General features: G+C 57.4%; 17 protein-coding genes and 1 tRNA gene. 10 read left to right on the top strand and 8 right to left on the bottom strand.

Annotated elements, in window-relative coordinates; all coding sequences use genetic code 11:
• Positions 1-3: 3 nt before the first annotated feature.
• Together GJU83_RS11410 and rdgC are read left to right on the top strand one after the other, a co-directional pair.
• Entirely contained in the window at positions 4-204 is a 201-nt protein-coding gene (locus GJU83_RS11410; RefSeq protein ID WP_069184858.1) for a DUF2788 domain-containing protein, read from the top strand.
• Between the two features lie 19 nt (positions 205-223).
• Positions 224-1,150 carry a recombination-associated protein RdgC gene (gene rdgC / locus GJU83_RS11415; protein ID WP_153634447.1) on the top strand — a complete coding sequence of 309 codons (927 nt, stop codon included), beginning with the start codon at positions 224-226 and terminating at the stop codon, positions 1,148-1,150.
• A 58-nt stretch (positions 1,151-1,208) separates the two neighbouring features.
• Here rdgC and GJU83_RS11420 read toward each other — a convergent pair whose 3' ends face one another.
• The gene (locus GJU83_RS11420) at positions 1,209-3,953 is read right to left on the bottom strand and encodes a bifunctional acetate--CoA ligase family protein/GNAT family N-acetyltransferase (protein ID WP_069184860.1); all 2,745 of its coding nucleotides are present in this window, start codon (positions 3,951-3,953) and stop codon (positions 1,209-1,211) included.
• Between the two features lie 208 nt (positions 3,954-4,161).
• On the opposite strand from GJU83_RS11420, the gene GJU83_RS11425 reads away from it, so the two are divergent.
• Entirely contained in the window at positions 4,162-5,088 is a 927-nt protein-coding gene (locus tag GJU83_RS11425) for a histone deacetylase family protein (protein ID WP_069184861.1), read from the top strand.
• 6 nt (positions 5,089-5,094) lie between these two features.
• Here GJU83_RS11425 and GJU83_RS11430 read toward each other — a convergent pair whose 3' ends face one another.
• Positions 5,095-6,012 carry a flagellar protein MotY gene (locus GJU83_RS11430; protein WP_069184862.1) on the bottom strand — a complete coding sequence of 306 codons (918 nt, stop codon included), beginning with the start codon at positions 6,010-6,012 and terminating at the stop codon, positions 5,095-5,097.
• A 185-nt stretch (positions 6,013-6,197) separates the two neighbouring features.
• On the opposite strand from GJU83_RS11430, the gene pyrC reads away from it, so the two are divergent.
• Together pyrC and rnt are read left to right on the top strand one after the other, a co-directional pair.
• Positions 6,198-7,229, top strand: coding sequence for a dihydroorotase (gene pyrC / locus GJU83_RS11435; RefSeq protein ID WP_069184863.1), 1,032 nt, complete (start codon positions 6,198-6,200; stop codon positions 7,227-7,229).
• A gap of 44 nt (positions 7,230-7,273) precedes the next feature.
• The gene (rnt, locus tag GJU83_RS11440; protein WP_083231870.1) at positions 7,274-7,930 is read left to right on the top strand and encodes a ribonuclease T; all 657 of its coding nucleotides are present in this window, start codon (positions 7,274-7,276) and stop codon (positions 7,928-7,930) included.
• Positions 7,931-8,009: 79 nt separating this feature from the next.
• On the opposite strand, the gene GJU83_RS11445 is transcribed toward rnt, so the two are convergent.
• Together GJU83_RS11445 and GJU83_RS11450 are read right to left on the bottom strand one after the other, a co-directional pair.
• Positions 8,010-10,256: a methyl-accepting chemotaxis protein gene (locus GJU83_RS11445; protein WP_069184864.1), complete on the bottom strand. Its 2,247-nt coding sequence runs from the start codon at positions 10,254-10,256 to the stop codon at positions 8,010-8,012.
• Between the two features lie 156 nt (positions 10,257-10,412).
• Positions 10,413-12,398, bottom strand: a complete 1,986-nt coding sequence (locus GJU83_RS11450; protein WP_069184865.1) for an SDR family oxidoreductase — start codon at positions 12,396-12,398, stop codon at positions 10,413-10,415.
• A 386-nt stretch (positions 12,399-12,784) separates the two neighbouring features.
• Between GJU83_RS11450 and GJU83_RS11455 the strand changes: the two genes are divergently transcribed.
• Together GJU83_RS11455 and GJU83_RS11460 are read left to right on the top strand one after the other, a co-directional pair.
• On the top strand, positions 12,785-13,084 hold the full coding sequence (locus GJU83_RS11455; protein WP_069184866.1) for a hypothetical protein: 300 nt from the start codon (positions 12,785-12,787) through the stop codon (positions 13,082-13,084).
• 64 nt (positions 13,085-13,148) lie between these two features.
• Positions 13,149-15,971, top strand: coding sequence for an insulinase family protein (locus GJU83_RS11460; protein ID WP_069184867.1), 2,823 nt, complete (start codon positions 13,149-13,151; stop codon positions 15,969-15,971).
• Positions 15,972-15,976: 5 nt separating this feature from the next.
• Here GJU83_RS11460 and GJU83_RS11465 read toward each other — a convergent pair whose 3' ends face one another.
• The gene (locus tag GJU83_RS11465; RefSeq protein ID WP_069184868.1) at positions 15,977-16,609 is read right to left on the bottom strand and encodes a TIGR04282 family arsenosugar biosynthesis glycosyltransferase; all 633 of its coding nucleotides are present in this window, start codon (positions 16,607-16,609) and stop codon (positions 15,977-15,979) included.
• Complete coding sequence (locus GJU83_RS11470; protein WP_083231871.1) at positions 16,596-17,303, bottom strand: TIGR04283 family arsenosugar biosynthesis glycosyltransferase; 708 nt, start codon at positions 17,301-17,303, stop codon at positions 16,596-16,598. The genes GJU83_RS11465 and GJU83_RS11470 overlap by 14 nt, the downstream gene beginning before the upstream one ends.
• 87 nt (positions 17,304-17,390) lie before the next feature.
• On the opposite strand from GJU83_RS11470, the gene GJU83_RS11475 reads away from it, so the two are divergent.
• Positions 17,391-17,467 (top strand) — tRNA-Arg (locus GJU83_RS11475).
• Positions 17,468-17,525: 58 nt separating this feature from the next.
• Here the strand turns inward: GJU83_RS11475 and GJU83_RS11480 are convergent.
• Positions 17,526-18,065 carry a GNAT family N-acetyltransferase gene (locus GJU83_RS11480; protein ID WP_069184869.1) on the bottom strand — a complete coding sequence of 180 codons (540 nt, stop codon included), beginning with the start codon at positions 18,063-18,065 and terminating at the stop codon, positions 17,526-17,528.
• Between the two features lie 163 nt (positions 18,066-18,228).
• Between GJU83_RS11480 and GJU83_RS11485 the strand changes: the two genes are divergently transcribed.
• Positions 18,229-18,903 (top strand): spermidine synthase, encoded by a 675-nt coding sequence (locus tag GJU83_RS11485; protein WP_069184870.1) that lies wholly within the window; start codon positions 18,229-18,231, stop codon positions 18,901-18,903.
• Positions 18,904-18,944: 41 nt separating this feature from the next.
• Positions 18,945-19,592 carry an MBL fold metallo-hydrolase gene (locus GJU83_RS11490; RefSeq protein ID WP_069184871.1) on the top strand — a complete coding sequence of 216 codons (648 nt, stop codon included), beginning with the start codon at positions 18,945-18,947 and terminating at the stop codon, positions 19,590-19,592.
• A 27-nt stretch (positions 19,593-19,619) separates the two neighbouring features.
• On the opposite strand, the gene GJU83_RS11495 is transcribed toward GJU83_RS11490, so the two are convergent.
• Positions 19,620-21,245, bottom strand: a complete 1,626-nt coding sequence (locus GJU83_RS11495; protein WP_069184872.1) for a methyl-accepting chemotaxis protein — start codon at positions 21,243-21,245, stop codon at positions 19,620-19,622.
• Between the last annotated feature and the right edge of the window lie 88 nt (positions 21,246-21,333).

Here is a 21,333-nt window from a genome sequence, read left to right on the forward strand (position 1 = left end):
GCAATGAACGAAGCAGTGTTTTCCCAGATCGCCATGCTGGTGTTTCTGACCGGCCTGATTGTCTGGATGGGTATCATCGTCTGGGACCTGGCAAAGAAATCCCAGGCCGGAAGATTCGGCACCATCGCCCTGTTTACGGTGCTGGGCGCCGGCGTTGTGGGCTTTATTATCAAGACCGTACTCGTAGAGATCATGCAAATATGAACGACAAGGACCAGCCCTGATGTGGTTTCGCAACGCCCGCGTATTCCGTTTTACCAAACCGTTTGATATCTCCGCCGAAGAGCTGGAAGAAAAACTGCAGGCCGACGCCTTCAAACCCTGCGGCCCCCAGGAAACCAGCCGCCAGGGCTGGGTTCCACCCCTGGGCAAGCATGGTGAACAGCTGGTTCACAGTGCTAACGGCTATCACCTGATTGCCCTGCGCAAAGAAGAGAAAATCCTTCCTGGCCCGGTGGTGAAGGAAGCCGTGGAAGAGAAAGCGGAGGCTATCGAGTTCGAGCAGGGCCGCAAGGTCCGCCGCAAAGAAAAGGATGAAATCAAGGAACAGGTGATGCTGGAGATGCTGCCCCAGGCTTTCTCCAAAAATCGCCGCTGCTTCGCCTACCTCGCGCCCCAGGACGGTGTCCTGGTCGTGGATGCCGGCTCCGCCAAACAGGCGGAAGATCTGGCCTCCACCTTGCGCAAGAGCCTTGGCTCACTACCAGTTCGTCCGCCCGCCGTGGAGCAGGCGCCTGCCTTTACCTTCACCGGCTGGCTGAACGAATCCGTCGATCTGCCTGGCAAGGTGGTTCTGGGCAGTGAATGCGAGCTGAAAGATCCGTCTGAAGATGGTGGAGTGGTGCGCTGCAAAGGCCTGGACCTGAAAGCCGATGAAATCCGCAATCATCTCGACGCGGGCATGCAGGTAACCAAGCTGTCACTGACCTGGGACGACAACGTCTCATTCGTACTCGATGAGGAGCTGGGTATTCGTCGCCTGAAATTCGGCGAAACTCTCCAGGATCAACTGGACGACGTCGATGTGGATGATGCCGTTGCCAAGTTTGATGCAGCCTTCACGCTGATGACCCTGGAGCTGTCCCGCTTGATCCCGGGGCTTCTCGAAGTCTTGGGTGGTGAAGACCGTTCAGCGATCGTCGAGGAATAAAACCGACACCCCGGGGTCAGGTGCATAATCAATCTGACCCCGTCTTTCCCCTTACCGCTCAATGGGCGCTCTTGCCCAGGCGCTCTCTCTGCCAGTCCTTTTCCGGCTCGTTCAGAACCAGCCGCAGATCCATCACCTCTTCTTCGATATTGAACTTGATCTCGAAGCCCAGGTGTTCCGCCAGCTGCAACATGGGGCGATTGTCCGGCAACACGTTGCCAACCATTTCCATGGTGCCCCGGGAACGGCAGTAATCGATCATCTTCTGCATCAGGGCGACGCCCAGGCCCTCCCCTTTCATTTTATCGTGCACCATGACCGCGAACTCGCATTGCAGGTTGTCAGCGTCAGTCCAGGTGCGCACGGTGCCCAGGGTCTCCTCACCTTCTCCGTCTTCCCTCGGCGCGTTGGCAATAAAAACCATTTCCCGGTCGTAGTCGATTTGCACCATCTGGGCAACGTCCTCCCGGGAGAAATGCTTCCGGTACTGGAAGAAGCGGTAGCGGATGGATTCTGGCGACTGTAGCTCATGAAACGCCCGGTGCGCGGGCTCATCTTCGGCCAGTACCGGCCGGATGATGACCCGCCGCCCGGACTTCGGCAGTACAATCCACTCCTCGAGTTCGCGCGGGTATGGCTGGATAATCGGCCGGCCTGGCTTGTCGGCCAGATTGATGGAGATATTCACAGCCACAGCCCCCTGCTCGTTGAACAGCAGCGGCGAAATCTCCAGCCCCTGTATTTCGGGAATGTCGATGACGATCTGGGAGAGGGTGACCAGCGTCTCGGACACCGCCCGGATATCCTCTTCCGGCTTCAGGCTGTGTTCTTTCAACAGCTTGTACATATAAGTCCGGCGCAGAAGCTCCCGGGCCAGCACCATGTTCAATGGCGGCAGTGCAATCTGCCGGTCGGTCATCACATTGATCTGGGCGCCCGCTGCGCCACATACCACCAGGGGGCCAAATAACGGATCCCGGGTAATACCAACACTGAACTCAATCCCGCCCACGTGCTGATAGGAACGCTGAACAGCGAAGCCGAGGAAGCCACTGCCCGGAAAGTGGCTCTGGTATTCCTCCATCAGGTAGCGGCAGGAGTCCATGATGGCCGCTTCGCTGTTGAGCTTCTGAACCGTGCCCTTGTATCGGCGCTGGGTAGGACTCAGGTCGAGGAAAGGATGGCAGGCCTGCTCATGGATGATGGTGATATCGATGGGACGCCGCTCAACTGCGAAAACCTCGAGGACCTCTTCCATATCGTCGCAGTACATGGTGTCGATGGTGCTAATGCCATAGTCACTCACCAGATCCCGGGCTTCCCGGTTCGACAGATGATACCGGCCAGAGCGCAATGCCCGGCTGACCACATGACGGGTGTGGGTTCGGTCTGCAAAGTGATCGGTAAAGGACTCGGGTGTTTCCGTGAGCAGCCGCTGAACACGCTGATGACGCACGTGCTGCATGAACGCCATGACGGCTTTTTCGGGATTGAAGAACGACGGCAGCCCGGCCCGGTAAAACTCTTCCCGCGCATCCATGACCGTACTCTGGCCCAGCCAGCAGGTGAACACGTTCAGACGGGTGCCCTTGGAAGCCTGTACCACAGCGTCAGCAATCTGGAGGCTGTCCTCTGTCAGACTTGGCGCATACATCACCAGAACGTTTGCCACTTCCGGATCCTTGGCAAGAATCTTGATCGCCCGCCCATACAAATCCGGGGAAGCATCGTAGTTGAGATCGATCGGGTTCTTGCGGGTCCAGTAAGGTGGCAGCAGCTCGGCCAGGGCCTCGATACTGGCATCCGACAACTCCGCCAGCTCGCCGCCCAGGTCCGCCAGGCGGTCCACGGCCAACACCCCCGGGCCAACCCCGTTGGCCATGATGGCCAGGCTTTCCCGGCGCAATGGCCGCATCCGGGTTAACGTCTCGAGCGCATCGAACATCTGGCCAAGACCGTCCACCCGAAGCACACCGGCCCGCTGGAGCATGGCATCGTATATCGGATCGCTGCGTTTCAAACCGGCCGGCAGATCGTGGGGAAACCACTCCGATTCCGGTACCCGCCCGGATTTTACTGCGATCACTGGCTTGGTGCGGGAGGCTACCCGCACCGCAGACATAAACCGCCGGGCATTCGGGATGTTCTCGATGTGCAGAAGAATCGCGCGGGTCTGGGTGTCCTGCGCCAGATAGTCGATCAGATCGTCGTGATCGATATCCATGCCATCGCCGAGGGTCAGGAAGTAGGAAAACCCCACCCCCCGGGCAAAGGCCCAGTCTATAACCGAACTGGCAATGGTGCCGGACTGGCCTACGAAAGCAACCCGTCCCGGGATCGCGCCCATGTGGGCATAGGTGGCGTTCAGGCTACGTGCCGGAACCATCAAACCAATCGTGTTGGGGCCGAGCACCCGGATCCCGGTTTCCCTGGCGGCCTCGCGCACGGAATACATCAAAGGCTGACCGGTTTTACTGTGAGTACGGGACATGCCACCGGTCATGACAATGGCGGTGCGCACCCCGGCTTCCCCGAGCCGCTTGATGGTCTTGGCCACAGTATCCGGCGGCGTGCAGATGATGGCCAGATCCGGGGAAAAGTCCATTTTGGAGACTTTCTTGACGCAGGGTACACCGTGCACGTTGTCGTAATCGTTCTGGTTGACCACCAGCAGGCGCCCCGGATAACCGCCCCCCATCAGGTTCCGCAATACCATGCCGCCAAGATTGTCTGCCCGCTCCGACGCACCGATCACCGCAATGGACGCGGGATTGAAAAGGCTCTCCAGATACCGGGTGCTCAAGCTGACTCTCCTATGTGAGTGGCCGGCAGGCCGTTGGCGAATAAATGTAATAAAACAGGTTACTTATGAGTGTAACCCTTATCTTAGGCCCTGATTCCCCGATGTGAAATGGCTATCGTCCCTATAAGACCAAAGAAACACGGCATCAGGCGGTTTTCCCTGATAAGCTTGAAGAAAATATAAGCACATCGAAGGCAGTTCGAGACGTATGACCACGGCATTCTTTTCCCACGATGACTTCATGAAACACAACATGGGGCCGGAACATCCGGAAAGCCCTGAGCGTCTGGCGGCGATCATCAGCTACCTGGCTGATACCGGTCTTGATCAGAAGCTCGACTGGGTGAGGCCGGAAGAGATCACCCGGGACCAGTTATTGACGGTGCATCCCGAAAAGTACCTGCATCAACTCGATCTGATGCAACCCACAAGGGGCCGCGTGTTTACCGATCCGGATACGGCCATGATGCCGGACACTTTGCGGGCAGCCCGCCTTGCCGCTGGCGCCAACATCCAGGCCGTGGATATGGTTATGAGTAGCCAGGTAACCAACGCCTTTGTTTGCGCGCGCCCGCCCGGCCATCATGCCGAGCGAGCGAAATCCATGGGCTTCTGCTTCTACAATAACGTCGCCCTGGCCGCCATGCGCGCTCTCACCTTCCATCACCTTGAACGGGTCGCGATCATTGATTTCGATGTGCACCAGGGCAACGGAACCGTGGACATTGTCGGTGGTGACGAGCGAATCCTGATGTGCTCCAGCTTCCAGCACCCGTTCTACCCGCACTCCCATGTGCACCGCCAGGCCGACAACATCGTCAACATTCCGATTGCAGCGAACTGTTCGTCTGAAGAGTATCGGAAACAGGTGGAGGCAGGTTGGCTGAAGCGGCTGAACGACTTCAAACCGCAACTCATTCTGATTTCCGCGGGTTTTGATGCCCATAGACTTGACCCGATGGCGGAACTGAATCTGGATACCGACGACTACCGCTGGTTGACGGAAATGATCGTGTCTGTTGCACGTGAGCACAGCAACGACCGCATCATTTCAACGCTGGAGGGCGGATACCACCTGAGGGCCCTGGCAGAAAGCGTAAACGCCCATCTGGAAGTATTGAACTCGGTTTACTGAAAGCGATTATCCCCGGGGCTCACCGCCATACCCGTTGGCCTGCTGAAGCTCCGGGCGATCACCTGCCCTCTGCAAGCGGATATTGGTGCGGCGGTTATCCGCCGGCCGGTTGGATACCGGGTATTGGTCACCGTGTGCCCGAACGGTAATCATGTTTTCATCAATACCGCTCGCCTTGAGGTAGTCGGCCACCACATTGGCACGATCTTCGGAAAGCGCGCGGTTGTCGATACGACTGCCAATGCTGTCACTGTGGCCATCCACGAAAATTCTCTCAACCGTGGTGTCGGCATTCACGTAGCGCACGATGTTGTCCAGCAACTGCCTGTCGGCGTCAGACAGTTGAGTGCTGCCACTGGCAAAGGGCACCCTTGAACGCTGAATCTGATCAAAGTTCACCGGCAAGAGATTCGACGTGCAGCGCTGATAGCGCTGGTATTCACCAGCAAAATTGATATTGGACACCTGCACCCGCACCGGACGACCATCAAACCAGGATTCCCGGGTAACCGTGGGGCGCATACCCTCCAGCAGGCCGTGGGCAACAACAAAGGCCTGGCGTGTGTCCAGGGAGACCTGGCGGCGATCATCCGACACATTGACCGTGCCCAGGGGCTTCGGCGCCACACCCGGACGCCAGGCCGGTGCCTCCACCACGAGACTGCCACGCCCCGGTCGCATTGGTGTCGAATCAGACTCCAGGAAAAAGCTCAGACTTTCACCCGCGCGATGATTGAACACGGCCCGACCGTAACCGGGAACCTCGTGCACCAGGCGACACTCGAATACCGATTCGGCAAGATACCACTGGCTATTCTCGATACCGGCACCATAGCTGGCAGCCTGCCCGGCAGCCGGCAAAAGCAGCACAGGAAGACTGCAAGCCAGCAGTGTATTGAGACGTTTTCCGAGGCGGAATCCCATAGTATGTGCCATCAGTGTCCGGTAGTTAACAGATTCTGATTGCTTAACGGCCCGCGTCTGCCTTTCTTTAGCTCCGGCCGGAAAACAATCACCCGCGCCTTCTGGTATAATTCGCCAAATTTTTCGGGGCTCTATCCTCCAGGGCCCCACAGCACGCCTCGCATAAGGTATTGCGGACAACTGCCATGACAGAAAAGCTTACTCTTACCCGGCCCGACGACTGGCACCTTCACGTTCGGGATGGTGACATTCTTAGCGACGTGGTACCGGCCACAGCGGCCTGCTTCGGCCGCGCCATCATCATGCCTAACCTGGTGCCACCGGTCACAACCGCCGCTGATGCCGCAGCCTATCGGGAGCGGATTCTCGCGGCTGCCAAAGGCACCGCCTTCGAGCCGTTGATGACCCTGTACCTGACCGAGAGCATGACACCGGAAACCATCCGCGAGGCCAAAGCCGCCGGTGTTGTGGCCGCCAAGCTTTACCCGGCGGGCGCGACAACGAACTCCGACTCCGGAGTGAAGGATATACGGAACATCTATCCCGTGCTGGAAGCAATGGCAGACTGCGGCATGCTTCTTCTGGTTCACGGCGAAGTAACCGACGCCGATATCGATATCTTTGACCGTGAAAAGGTGTTTCTGGAGCGGGTCCTGGCCCCCACCCTGGAGGCTTTCCCGAATCTCAAGGTTGTGCTGGAACATATTACGACGGCCGATTCCGCCGAGTTTGTCCAGCAGCATACCGGCGACAACCTTGCCGCGACGCTGACGCCCCAGCATTTGATGTATAACCGCAACCATATGCTGGTCGGCGGCATTCGCCCGCACCTTTATTGCCTGCCAATTCTGAAGCGCAACCGCCATCAGAAGGCGTTGCGGGACGCGGTAGCCAGCGGCGACAAACGCTTTTTCCTGGGCACGGATTCTGCTCCCCATGCCAAGGATCGCAAGGAGGCTGCCTGCGGCTGTGCTGGCTGTTACTCAGCCTATGGCGCCATCGGCCTGTATGCGGATATTTTTGAAGAGCTTGGCATTCTGGACAAGCTTGAGGCATTCGCCAGCTTCAACGGCCCTGACTTCTACGGCCTGCCGCGCAACACCGATACCATTACCCTGGTTCGCGAACCCTGGACCATGCCGGCGGAGCTGCCATTGGCTGACGGAACCATCGTGCCTCTCAAGGCCGGTGAAACCGTTCACTGGCGACTGGCGTAAACCTGATCTATTCCTTCTCACCCACGGCCAAGACCGGAGCTTGAGTGACTGACGAAAACAAACCACCGCATCCCATGTCCCGCCGCTTCCGCGGATTTCTACCCGTTGTCGTCGACGTGGAAACCGCAGGATTCAATCCCGAGCGGGATGCCCTGCTGGAGGTGGCGGCGGTAATACTGACCATGGACGACGACGGCTGGGTGCGGCGAGCGGAGACCCACGTACAACAGATTGATCCCTTTGAAGGCGCCAATCTGGAGCAATCCGCCCTGGATTTCACCGGCATAGATCCGTGGAATCCAGAGCGTGAAGCGGTTCCCGAGCGGGAAGGTCTCAGTGAAATCTTCAGCCCGATTCGCAAGGCGGTGAAAAACCACGACTGCAAGCGGGCCGTTCTGGTGGGACATAACGCCACTTTTGACCACAATTTCATCTTTGCGGCCGCACTGCGAGCAGATATCCGGCGCAATCCATTTCATCCCTTTTCCACGTTCGATACCGCCACTCTGGCCGGCCTGGCGTACGGCCATACGGTTCTGGCCCAGGCTTGTAAGATCGCGGGCATTCCGTTCAGCAATAAGGAAGCCCACTCCGCAGCCTATGATGCGGAAAAGACTGCGGACCTGTTCTGCGGCATTGTGAATCGATGGAAAGAGCTGGGCGGCTTTCCACCTCCGGTGATCCCCGAAGAGACCGAGTAAACGCCATTAAAAAAACCCGCCGTAGCGGGTTTTTATTTGTGTGCCGAGCATGGCCTAAGATTTTAACGCCTTCTGGTACTCAGCTGACTTTAAACCGGGACAGCGAATCTTTCAGTTGATGAGACAACTCGGCCAGGTCACCACTGGCTTCTGATATCTGGGCCATGGCCTGTTTGGTCTCAACGGACTTTTCTGCAATTGTAGATACGTTGCGCGTTACTTCTTCGGCTGTGGCTGATTGCTCTTCGGATGCAGTCGCAATCTGCTCCGCCATACCGGACATCCGGGTAACCTCGTCCACTGCCTCGCGAAGTTGCAATACAACGGCTCCTGCCCGCTCGGAAATACCGCTGGCCTGGACGCTGCAGCGGGTAACCACCTGTGAAGCACGCTCCGACGAATTCACCAGAGTTTCGATGGAACTACTGATCTCCTCGGTCGCCTTCTGGCTATTCTGGGCCAGGCTGCGCACCTCATCCGCAACCACCGCGAAGCCCCGGCCCTGTTCACCGGCCCGGGCCGCTTCAATAGCGGCATTCAGAGCCAACAAATTGGTCTGGTCGGCGATGGACTTTATCGAATCCAGAACCCTGGTGATGGATTCCATATTCTTTCGCAAGTCCTCTATGCCGGCCTCAGCTTCCTCCAGTTCCCTGGCCATAGCACGGGTGTCCTCAGCGGAGGATTCCACCTCGGCTGCGCTGCGGCTGACCGCCTCATGAGTGCGCTTGGCGCTGGCTGCCGATTCCGCGGTGTTCTGGGACACTTCGTTGATGGCGGAGGACATTTCCTCAATGGCCGACGCCACCTGCTCAGTCTGCTCTGCCTGCTGATTCACACTCTCCAGAGTATGTGAGGAAGTACCCGACAATTGTTCAGATGCACTGGCCTGGCGCTGGGAAGCCTCCTCGACCCTGAAGATCACTTCTTTCAGGTCCGACACCATTTTGAGCATGGAGCCGTAAACACCCGTTGCCCTGTCACTTTCGGACGAATCGATGACCAGATTACCCGCAGCCACCTGCTCCGCCAGTGCCTGCAATTCGGCCGGGTCTCTGCCGAGGGGTTTCATGATCCGCACTGCGGTCCAGACCGCCACGGCCACTACAGCCAGGATCACAATAGCAATGGCTATCGCGGCCAGCGTCCACATTTCACGCACGGGCGCCAAGGCCTCGTCTTCGCTGATCTCCGCCACCAGCGCCCAGTTCAACCCGCCTACAGCAACTGGCCTGTGGGCGGAAAACACTGGTTCGCCCCGGTAGGACGTAACCACGCCTTCACCGGAATTCCCAGCCAGAGCTTCATCCACCGATGTCGAACTTATGCGCCCATTCTCCGGGTCGGCAAAGGAAGCGACAACGCTGCGGTTTTCCGGATCCAGGTATGAGTCTGACCGCATCAGGTTATCCGGGCCCACCAGATAGGCATCCCCGGTTTCGCCCATGCCATCTCGCTCCATCATGATGTTGTTCAGGCTGTCGATGGGGAACTGGAAGGCCAGCACGGCCAGCCGCTCATCCTTTTCGGAATATATGGGGGTTGCCACAAATCCGGCGGGCGCACCGTAGGACGGTACATACCGAGTAAAATCAACAAAAGTCGGAGCAGTATCCTGTCCGTCAGACAGCGCCTGACGATAAGCTGCCGCAAGGCCGGAATCCGCGTAGGGACCGTCTTTCAGGGAGGTAGCAAAATCAACCTCTTTGGCTACGGAATAGATAACATGGCCTGTATCGGCATCAATGAGATAAATATCGTAGTAGCCGAACGCCTCCTGAAACTCCTTGAACGAGGTGTGCCACTGTTTGTGAAGGGTGTTATAAAACTGCGCGATATGGACGTCGGCCGATACCAATTCGTCTTTCTGCCCCACAGGATTCGGGTTGTCCACGATGTAACCCATCTGCAGAGCCAGGCTGTTTTTGCTGAGGGATGCAACGAAATCCGAGGCTGAACGTCCCTTAGCACCACCATTTTGCTGTAAGGGTGGCAAGAAATTCTGCTGATAATAAGCCTCGACGTTTTCTCGTAAGGTCGACTGCTCCTCTTGTACCAGTTTTTCGTAATTCTGAAATGCCAAACCAAACCCCTGGGCCGCCGTTCGGGTCCCGCGATTATTGGCCATGGCTTTCAGCTGCCGGGCAATAGTGCTGAGATAATCTTCAACACTATGCTGCTTGTTGGTAGCCGCAATAGAGAGTTGTTGCAACGCCTGTTCCGTCAGGCTCTGTCGGGCAATTTCGGCGTTAAAAAACGAGATGGCAATGACGGGAAGCAGGCCAACCAGCAGCAAGGTCAGCAAAAGACGTTTCTTGAGAGTCATCAATAGCCCTTCTTTTATATTGTTCTTATGTTAACCATCGGCTATCGGCAGGTTTTCTTTAGCCCAGAACAACTCAAAAAAGAGGCGAATCTTATTTAACCAATTGAAATGGGAGGGGAAGTAACTCCCCTCCCACTCGATTCAGGCGCTACCACGTTACCAGTAGATGCCCCGCATGATGGCGGCGAAAGCCACCTGCTCTGTGGACACCTTCGGCTTCTCGCCGGATCGACTGCCGGCGGCGGCAGGTGAATCCGGGAACATCCGGTAACCGGTGTTCATGACAATCTCGCCCATCTTGGGTGCCAGGGCATGCAGCACCTGGGCAAAAATCCCGAGACGAGTCGCGATGCGTTTCGGTCGATAAACAATCGCGTCAGCGACCATGCCTGCGGCCTCGTCCGGCGTAAGGGTAGGCACAGAATCGTAGATCTTGGTCGGCGCAATCATCGGGGTCTTCACCAACGGCATGTTGATGGTGGTGAAGGTCACGTTGCGATCTGACCACTCCGCAGCAGCGCAACGGCTGAATGCATCCAGGGCAGACTTGGACGCCACGTAGGCCGAGAATCGGGGCGCGTTGGTCAACACCCCGATAGACGAGATGTTCACTACGTGCCCTCGGCGGTTCTCCAGCATCTTCGGCGCAAAGCCCATGATCAGGCGCACGGAACCGAAGTAGTTCAGCTGCATGGTGCGCTCGAAATCGTGGAATCGATCGAACGACAGGTCCAGTGACCGGCGAATGGAACGCCCGGCATTGTTGACCAGCACATCCACGTGGCCGTGGTTATCCAGAACGGTCTTCACAAACTCATCGCACGCGTCCATGTCGGAGAAATCGCACGGATAGGCGTGCACGCTCGCTCCGCGAGACTCCAGCTCCGCGGTCACTTCCTTCAGACGCTCCAGTTTCCGGGCGCCGATCACCAGGATGGCGCCAGCGTCTGCCAGTTTTTGCGCCGTGGCCAGACCGATACCGGACGTTGCACCTGTCACTACGCACACGCGACCTTCAACCGTGCCCTTGAGCGTGCGGTCCTTGAACAGGTCCGGGTCCAGATTGCGCTCCCAGTAGTCCCAGATCACCGGCGCGTAGTCCGGCAGCCGGGGCACTTCAATACCGGTGCCTTTCAAAACGCGCTCGGTTTCACGGGCGTCGAACCGGGTCGGGTAATTGATGAATGACATCACGGAGGGCGGAATGCCCATGTCGTCGAGGATTGCCGAGGTCAGCCGCTTCACGGGCGGAAGATTCTTCAGACTCTGGCGAATGAACGGCGGAATAAAGCCGAACATTCTGGAATCAATCCGCATCCCCATCTTGGGTGCGTGCCCCGCCTCACTAAAGATATTGAGGATTTCGCCAACCTTGTACGGATCACTGTCCACCAGGTGGAAGCACTTGCCGTCTTCACCCTCAAGGTGGGCAATGTGGTCCATGGCGTTAACTACGAAATCCACCGGCACAATGTTCAGACGCCCGCCTTCGACACCAATGGTCGGCACCCACTGGGGTAGCGCATGGCGAATTTTCTGAATCATCTTGAAGAAGTAGTAGGGGCCATCCACCTTGTCCATTTCGCCGGTGGAAGAATGACCAATTACCATGCCCGGGCGGTAAATGCGGAAGGGAACCTTACATTCCTCCCGAACCACCTTTTCAGATTCGTGCTTGGTGCGCAGGTAAGGATGGTCCAGCTTCTCGGCTTCCTCGAACATGTCTTCGCGGAAAATCCCCTTGAACAGACCGGCAGCCGCGATGGAAGACACGTGATGGAAGTGTTTGGCGCCCATTGCCTCGGCAGCACTCACCGAAGCCCGAGTGCCCTCGATGTTGGTCGCCTGCTGAGCTTCTTCGTCTGCCCCCATGTCGTACACGGCGGCGAGGTGAAAGAAGTGGTCGATTTTCCCTTTCAGGGCTTTCAGTGTCTTGGCGTCAATACCCAGATTTTTGCTGGTCAGGTCGCCTATGACAGCCTTCACCTGGGTTTCATCCGCACCCCACCGCTCGCGCAATTTGTCCAACTTGTCCTGGGATTGTTCACGCACCAGAACGTGGACAGTACCCCCACGTGCCAGAAGCTTCTCCACGAGGAAACGGCCAATAAATCCGGTGCCACCCGTCAGGAAATAATTCATCGATCTTCCACCCTGCCTGTTGCTCTGTTGTTGTCTATCCATGCCGGCACTCATACGACTAAAGTCTTAGAGTTTTCCGGAAACGCCGGCATTGTACTTAATTGCAACCTTCATGTATCGAACTTTTTTAGAGTTTTTACTCTGTAAGCCTTTGTTTTGCATAGAGCTATTACTCTAAAAATTTTCTCCCGCACGCTCAACGGGCCTGTCCGGTTCGCCGACACAATGCTTATGAGACTAGCACAGGAATTGGCCCATGCATGCCCAATTTCCGGATTACCGCAAAGCAATGAAAGCGCCCGCCAGCAATGACATAATCGGGAACTTATCGCGCCTTCTGGCATCTCTTCTTTTCACAGGAAAACCGATCTTCGGAACCACCAATCATGCAAAAAGACAATCCCAACGCAGAACGATACATTTCCATTGCCCGAGCCTGTTTGAGGGCCATAAACGACACCGCCGAAAACGCAGGTTCCCGCGAGGAGAAAATCCAGGCGGTCTACGAGGCCATTGATCAAGCCTTCCAGGCCGAGTTTGCCGATTACCGACAGTCCGTCGCCATCATGGCCACGGTTCTGGAGCGTATCGCCTCTGGCCAGCTGGACGGTGAGAAAGCCGCGGATCTCGCTCGTAAAACATTGGACCAGCAACCAGAGAGCACACGCAGCGCGCCGATGCACTGATACACGAAACTCTTCTCCGAATCACAGAGAACCTATGAACACACGCACCGTCAGGAAGAACTCAATGCAGAACCCGATATCACGCCTGTTTTCCCTGCTGACACTTGTGCTGTTCAGCACCCTTGCTTTTGCAGCCCAGATTCCGGAGAAGAGCCCCAATGACGATAACCAGTACCGGTTCATCGAACTGGATAATGCCCTGAAGGTGATTCTGGTTTCGGATCAGGATGCCGACAAAGCGGCTGCCTCGATGAACGTTGCCGTCGGTAGCGGGGACGATCCGGCGGATCGGGAAGGACTCTCCCACTTCCTGGAGCACATGCTGTTCCTTGGAACCGAGAAATATCCGGATCCAGGCGAATACCAGCAGTTCATCAAGAGCCATGGCGGCCAGCACAATGCCTTCACTGCATTCCAGGATACGAATTATTTCTTCGATGTTCAGGCCGAATTTCTGGAACCGGCCCTGGACCGATTCGCGCAGCAGTTCTCCGCACCCCTGTTTACCGCCGAACTGGTGGACCGTGAACGCAACGCCGTGCACTCGGAATTCAGCGCCAAACAGAAAGACGATGGGCGCCGATTCTATTCCGTAAAAAAAGCCGCCAGTAATCCCGACCACGCCTTCAGCCAGTTTGCGGTAGGCAACCTCAGCACCCTGGAGAACACCGAAGACAACCCGCTCCGGCCTGACCTGATCGAGTTCTGGAAGCAGCATTACTCCTCAAACATCATGAGCCTGGCGGTTTACGGGCCGCAAACCCTGGACGAACTGGAATCCATGGTGCGAGGCCGGTTCGATGCCATCGAAAACCGAAACCTCGAAACCAAACGCCATGTGGCCAGCCTTTACCGGGCGGAGGACCTCCCGGCCAAGGTAACAGCAGAAGCACTCAAGGATGTTCGCAGCCTGTCGCTTACCTTCCCGATTCCATCCCAGGAAGAAAACTACCGCACCAAACCCGTCAGCTACGTGGCCAACCTGCTTGGCCATGAGGGCCCAGGCAGTCTTTTCGATGTGCTTAAAAAGGCCGGTCTGGCCGAGAGCCTCTCCGCAGGTCTGGGCATGGATACCGGTGAAAACGCCACCCTCGAGATCAGCACCTCCCTGACACCCGAGGGGCTAGCTCGCCATGAGGACATTTTGCCGTTGGTGTTCGAGTACATTGAAAAGGTTCGCCAGAAAGGAATCAGCGAGCAGCGCTTCCTCGAGATGCAGAACCTGGCACGAATAGACTTCCGGTTCCGCGAGCAGGGTAACCCCCTGCATGAGGCAATGCGTCTCTCTCGCTACCTGCAGGACTATCCGCCGCAAGACGTACTGCGGGCTCCCTGGCTGGTTGAGCGCTTTGCACCGGAGCAGTATCGCGACATTCTGGACAGACTGACACCGGAAAACCTGCTTGCCTTCGTTCTGGCACCGGAACCTGAACTGGAGAATCCGAATCGCACCGACTGGTACAACGCCGCCTGGACCCGGGAAGCCCTGAACCCGGAAATGCTCACGGCTCGGAGCCTCCCTGAGCTCTCGGCCCAGCTGCGTTTACCCCCTGAAAACCCCTTCGTGCCGGAAGATCTGGCGATGGTATCGGGAAGCACGATGGACCAGCCGACAAGACTCGGCGCACTTGAAGGAATGGATGTCTGGTTTGCCCGGGACACCCGGTTTGATACCCCGAAAGCCAATGTGTTCGTGGGTCTTCGAACGCCAGCCACCCGGGCTTCGGCCCGCAGCTACGTTCTGACCCAGCTGCTGGTAGACACCATCAATACCAATCTGAATGCCTGGGCTTACTCCGCCAGCCTCGCGGGCCTGGATTACAGTGTTTACCCTCACCTGAGGGGTATCACGGTTCGTGTCGGCGGTTACAACGATAAACTCCATACCCTGATGAACCGGATACTGGTCCAGGTGGCTACACCAGAGCTAACGGAGCAGCGTTTTGAAATCGCCCGGCAACAGCTGATTGACGGCCTTCAGAACAAGGCCAAGGACCGCCCGGTGGAACAGACCTCGGAGTTCGTACAGACGTCCCTTATCGAAGGTGCCTGGCCGACTGACGCCAAGCTCAAGGCTGCCCGGGAAGTGAGCTTCGATGAACTGAACTCCTTCTCGGAGGCCCTGCTCTCACAGGTGGACCCGGTCATGCTGGCCCATGGAAATCTCACGGAAGCCTCGGCCCTGAACCTGGCGCGGCAGATCGACGCGATTGTTCTGGGCAACAGTGAATTGACCGAGGTAGACCGCAGTCAGGTACGTCAGTTGCCAGACACTGAAACGATGGTTTCCATTGAGGTAGACCACCCGGACACCGGCTATACACTCTACATGCAGGGCGACAACACCAGCTTCGAGGAACGGGCCCGATTCCGTCTGCTGGCCCAGATCATCAGCAGCCCGTTCTATGAGGAAATAAGAACCAACCGCCAGTTGGGCTATATCGTATACGCGACGCCTTTCGAAATGCTGGAGACGCCTGCCCTCGGGTTTGTAGTGCAATCGCCGTCGGCAACGCGCGCAGAGATCGACCATGCCGTTCAGGAGTTTTCCAACAGCTTCGAGGAGACCTTGTCAGCATTGACAGCGGAGCGTCTGGAACGCGAAAAGCAGGCCGTCATCAGCAAACTGCTGGAGAAAGACCGGCAACTTAGCGAGATCTCCAGCCGCTACTGGCGCGAGATTGATCGAGACATGGAAAGCTTTGATTCCCGTGAGCAACTGGCCGACGCGGTGCGAGGCGTGAGTAAAGCGGCACTGCTTGAAACGTTCCGGAAGTCGGTTCTGGAGCGAGACCAGAGCCTGCAGGTTGTGACTGGCGGAGACGGCCTTGAGGCGAGTCGGGCTTTGGGCAGGCTAACGGAACTGCCACCGGTACCCGCCAGCTGAAAACATTAGCAGGTACGCAGAAAACGAGCCCAGTCCTCGGGCTCGTCAACATCCCAGCGGGGCTCGAGCAAACAATAGCTGAGCCCCGACTCTTCCAGTCGATCACAGGTTTGAGTCAGAACTTCGGGCGTCCCCCAGGCAATGTCGTCGAGCATTCCCTCCGCCACTCTGGAGGCCCCAATCAGCACATAGCCGCCATCGTCTGACGGGCCGAGCACAACGTCATAATCCGCCAAACAGGCAACCGCCTTGCGGGCATAATCCGGGTCCACCGACGGGCAATCACTGCCAACAATGAGGGCCCGTTCGTAATCCCCAAGTGACTGACTGAGTGCGCGGTGCATCCGCTCTCCGAGCGTCCTGCCCTGCTGGACGCCCTGATGCAGACCTGCACCTTCCAGTTCTTCAACAATCGATTCGGCCTCGCCGGGCCGATCATCAGCCGGTCGGTCCCACCAGAACTCCACCGGGTAGCCGGTCGCACACAGGTTATCCAGCACCGCCAGCGTAAGTCGGATGTGGGCATCAAGTGCGCCCACAGCGCCTAACTCCGGCATCAAACGGGTTTTTACCCGGCCAGCCTCCGGCCATTTGGCAAACTGCAGAAAGACCGCCGACGGAAAGTTACTTTGGGGCATTGCGCACATCCGATCGATAGATTTGGGCCAGAGACTCTGGCGATTCACCACGCCAGTAACGCCAGCGCAGTTGCCACATAAGAAGAATCGTTCGCCAGGCACCATTTTTCTGCCAACGGCGGCTATCGGTAACAACAGGTTCGTTTATACAGAAGGGACGGGACACCAGGCAAAGACGACGTGAAAACTCCACATCTTCCATCAGCGGCATAGGCTGAAAGCCGCCCAGCACCTCAAAAGTATCCCGTCGTACAAACATGGCCTGATCGCCGGTGCAGATGCCGGTCAGGCGGGAGCGCTGATTCATGAACCAGGCAATAACCCGGAACAGCGGTCGCTCACCGCTCAACCGCACATCGAACCGTCCCCAGGCCCGGCGCGTCTGGACGAAACGTGCGAGGTGCTCAAGAGTGTTGTCCGGCAGGCGCGTATCCGCGTGCAAAAACAACAGAAGATCGCCTGTTGCCGCCGCTCCCCCGGCGTTCATCTGAAGCGCCCGTCCCTTCTCTGCGACAACCACCCTGTCGCAAAGCGGCCGGGCCAGCTCAACGGTTGGATCGGTGCTACCACCATCAACGACAACCACCTCATGCCCCCGTGTACGAATCGTTTGCAGGGCACGCAGGGTTTCCGTAACACCCGCCGCCTCCATCCATACAGGAACAATCACACTTAACGAGAAAGGGTCTGGCAAAACAAACTCCGTGACAATCACCGAAACCGGGTCGCACCTTGAGCCTCTTGGCTTAGCCCGCTATCATAGCGCCCTTCTCGCGATAATGCCCCCGTAGCTCATCTGGATAGAGCGTCCCCCTCCTAAGGGGAAGGTAGCAGGTTCGAGTCCTGCCGGGGGTACCACCTCACCTGACTCAGAACCTGCCATCCCGTCCTGCTGAATCAAAAACCGAATAGCTCACTACCAAAAAGACGGATCGTTCAACGCTGCCACGCAAAATGATGTCCCGCTCAGTGCCGCCAAGGGCTCTTTTGTGAGCGACTGCCCGATCCAACCCTCGGGCTGACTCAATGGCAGAGGTGGCCGGGCGATTGATTGGGAGAGGGGTTTGAATCCGACCTTGCCGTAAAACGCCGGATCACCGTAGGTGATCGCCACATCAACGCCCCCTTCACGGAGTGAATCCAGGGCATGGGTCAATAGGCGCTGACCGACAGCCTTGCCTTGCCACCGGGTGGCCACCACCATCGGCGATAGCAAAAAGACCACTCTGTGATCATCTGGATAAGTCAGCCGGGTGAAAACAGCCGCCCCAACCAGCTCATCCCCTGCTCTGGCAAGAAAAACCTGGATGTCATCAGGTGCTGTATCGCTGAGAACGTTACGGACGAGTTCACCGATAAGCTCTCCTTCGTCAGAGCCTTCCGAGTCAGTGAAGCTTGCTATGACGAGGTCCTTGATGTCCTGTTCGAGGCCTTTGAAGTGACTGGAAAACTCCATGCGTGATGCCCTTCTCAGAGACTTTCATTTGCTAATTTTTCAAATATAGAGGTAAAGACAAGCCAGACGAAAGGCTTGTTTCCGACTTCGAACCCAGCCCATTGTATTCACCGGATATGAAGCGGGTTACACTGCCCGCCAATATTTCACCCCGGTACCGCAAATGGCACGCTTCACCGAAATCGGCACTGCGACCATCCCAGGCAAAGGGACGCAATTGCGTCTGTTGCAGCGTAATGAAGAATTCTCTATCAAGATCGCTGGCACCACAGGCGAATTGATGAACAGCCGCATCCACGGCTCGGAGGATGCCCTCGCCACCCTGGCGTGCGAACGCATTGCCGATCAACCCACTCCGCGAGTGCTGATTGGCGGCCTGGGCATGGGGTTCACGCTGGCCGCAGCATTGTCCGCCCTTGGAGAAGATGCGCAGGTAACGGTTGCCGAGCTGGTTCCCGAAGTAGAAGCCTGGAATCGTGGCCCGCTAGGCTCCGCAGCTGGCAACCCGCTGAATGATCCGAGAGCCCGGGTACAGATCGGTGATGTGGCGGAATTACTGAGAAATTCAAACAGCGAGTGGGACGCCATCCTTCTCGATGTCGACAACGGTCCGGAAGGACTGACCCGCAAAGAAAACGACTGGATCTATTCACCGGAAGGCATTGCGGCCGCCCAGAAAGCCCTGCGTCCTGACGGCATACTCGCCTACTGGTCAGCCGGCCAGGAGCATGCCTTCACCGAGAGGCTACGCCGGGCCGGATTTTCTGTTGAAGCGGTCACAGTGAGGGCTCTGCGGCCGGGCAAGGGTGCCCGCCACGTTATCTGGCTGGCGTGGTAAGCTATTCGAAGAAGCTATCCCCCCTGTTTTAGAGAAAACCTATGTTACTGAAGTACAGAATCATCCCGGTTACACCTTTCCAGCAGAACTGCTCATTGATCTGGTGCGAGAAGACACGCAAGGCAGCCGTGGTGGACCCAGGCGGCGATCTTGAGAAGATCCGCGCCGCCGTGGACGAGGAAGGTGTAACGGTCGAAAAGATTCTGCTTACACATGCCCACATTGACCATGCCGGCGGAACCGCAGAGCTGTCGAAAACGCTGGGAATTCCCGTTGAAGGGCCACAGAAGGAAGACAATTTCTGGATTGTCGGCCTGCCCCAGCAGGCACAGATGTTCGGGTTTCCGGCACCGGAAGTATTCACCCCGGATCGCTGGCTTGAAGATGGGGAGAAGGTGACTGTGGGCGATCAGACTCTGGAGGTGCTTCATTGCCCGGGCCACACGCCTGGCCATGTGGTTTTCTACCACAGGGGCTCCGGCCTGGCGCTGGTCGGTGACGTGCTGTTCCATGGCTCCATCGGGCGCACGGATTTTCCCAAGGGGGACCACGCAACACTGATCCGCTCAATCAAGGAACAGCTGTTCCCGCTCGGAGATGAGGTCGCGTTCATTCCAGGACACGGTCCGATGTCCACATTCGGTCAGGAGCGAGCCACCAACCCCTTCGTCTCCGACCATCGGGGCTGAGCCTTTCGTCAGCCCCAGGCCGCTTTTTTATTTACGGCCCTCCTGATTCAGCCGGAACTGTTCGATGGTCTTCCTCAGATTCTCCGCCATGGCCAGCAGGTCACCGGCGATCCTCGCCGTTTCCTTGGCATCGCCGGAGGTTTGCTCCGCTGAGCGGCTTATCTCAATCACGTTGTGATTAATGGATTCGGAGACATCGCTCTGCTCGTTGGCGGCACTCTCCATTTCCTCGTTGAGATCGGTGATCTCGCGCACGGCAGCGGCAATCGTCTGTAACTCCGACTCCACGGTCAGAATCGCTGAAACCTGCTGCTCTGCCATTTCCGAGGCATGGCGCATGGTGGCCACACAATCGACGACCTCGCCCTTGAGTCCATTGATGGTGTTTCGGATTTCCTCCGTTGAATCCTGGGTTCTCGAGGCCAGAGCCCGCACCTCATCGGCCACCACCGAAAAACCTCGCCCCTGCTCGCCGGCCCGCGCTGCCTCGATGGCGGCATTGAGCGCCAGCAGGTTGGTTTGGTCGGCGATATTGGAAATCACCTCCAGCATATCTGACATCTGGCTTGTCCGCTGATCCAGTTGCTCAATGCGCTGCGCGCCGCTCTGGACCTCGCTGTTCAGTGCTTCAATTCCCTCAACTGCATTGCGGGCAAGGCTTTCCCCCTTGCTCGCGGATTCCGCCGTATCTGCGGATTTGCGAGTCGTGTGGATGGCGTTTTCCCGGACCTGAACCGCCGACGCAGCCATCTCTGTCGTGGCGCTGGCCACCTGATCGGTGTTGTCGCGTTGGGCGAGCACTTCCCGCTCAGTGGTGTCCGCCTTACCAGCAATGCTTCTGGCCGCCTGCTCAACCTGTTCGGCATTGTCCATTACCGTATTCATGCTCTCCCGTATCTTCGCCATCATCCGGTTGAAGGCGCGGGAAACGGAACCGATTTCGTCGTTGCGGGTAACCTCAAGCTCAATCGTCAGATCCGAGTTGCTGGAAATCTCATCCATACGGTCGTGGAGTCGCCGCAGGCGGGAAAAAACCAGTCGGGTCAAGGCGGCTGCGGTCATGAAAAACACTGCAGCAAAAATGGCCACCTGGATGCCGCCACTGGTCAGGAGCTGTTGCTGCAACCGGGCATCGCTATCAGCCAGGGAATAATCCACCCGAATGGCGCCGAGAACATCACCCTCCTTGGCCCGGTGACAGCCCAGGCAGTTCACGCCCTGGTAGTTTTCCATAGCGATCACCGGCTCAATCAGCGTGTAGACGCGGCCCTCCTTATTGCTGGAATAGGCTTCCACCCTCTCGCCTGCCAGCGCTTTCTCATCCAGAGGCTCTCTTATCTGCTCCGATGCATTGCCAGCCCCGAAGGTGCGGTTCAAATGATCACTGCGAATCACGCGCACATCCAGCACATCTTCGGATGCCATCACCTTTTGCCGTAGCACATCCCGATTACCGATGGTGCCGGTGACCATCATGGTGTTCAGCCCATCGAAGTAAGATTTCGCCAGCCCATCCACATATTTGTGGCTGAACTCTTCGAGATGATCACGCTGGGAGTCGGCGCTGTAGAGCACGGTAAACACGAGAATCAGCGAGAAGGCAGCCGCCAGGGCCGCAAGTAGCAGGAAGCGGATGGAGTAATGTTTTTTCATGATAATCCGACACCAAGGCCGCGCGGCCTGAGAGTTGTTTTGACGTTTTATGGCGACAACTAACTGTCGCCAAACTTTATAGATATGC

The sequence above is a fragment of the Marinobacter salsuginis genome (genome assembly GCF_009617755.1).
In the GTDB taxonomy this organism is placed as follows: domain Bacteria; phylum Pseudomonadota; class Gammaproteobacteria; order Pseudomonadales; family Oleiphilaceae; genus Marinobacter; species Marinobacter salsuginis.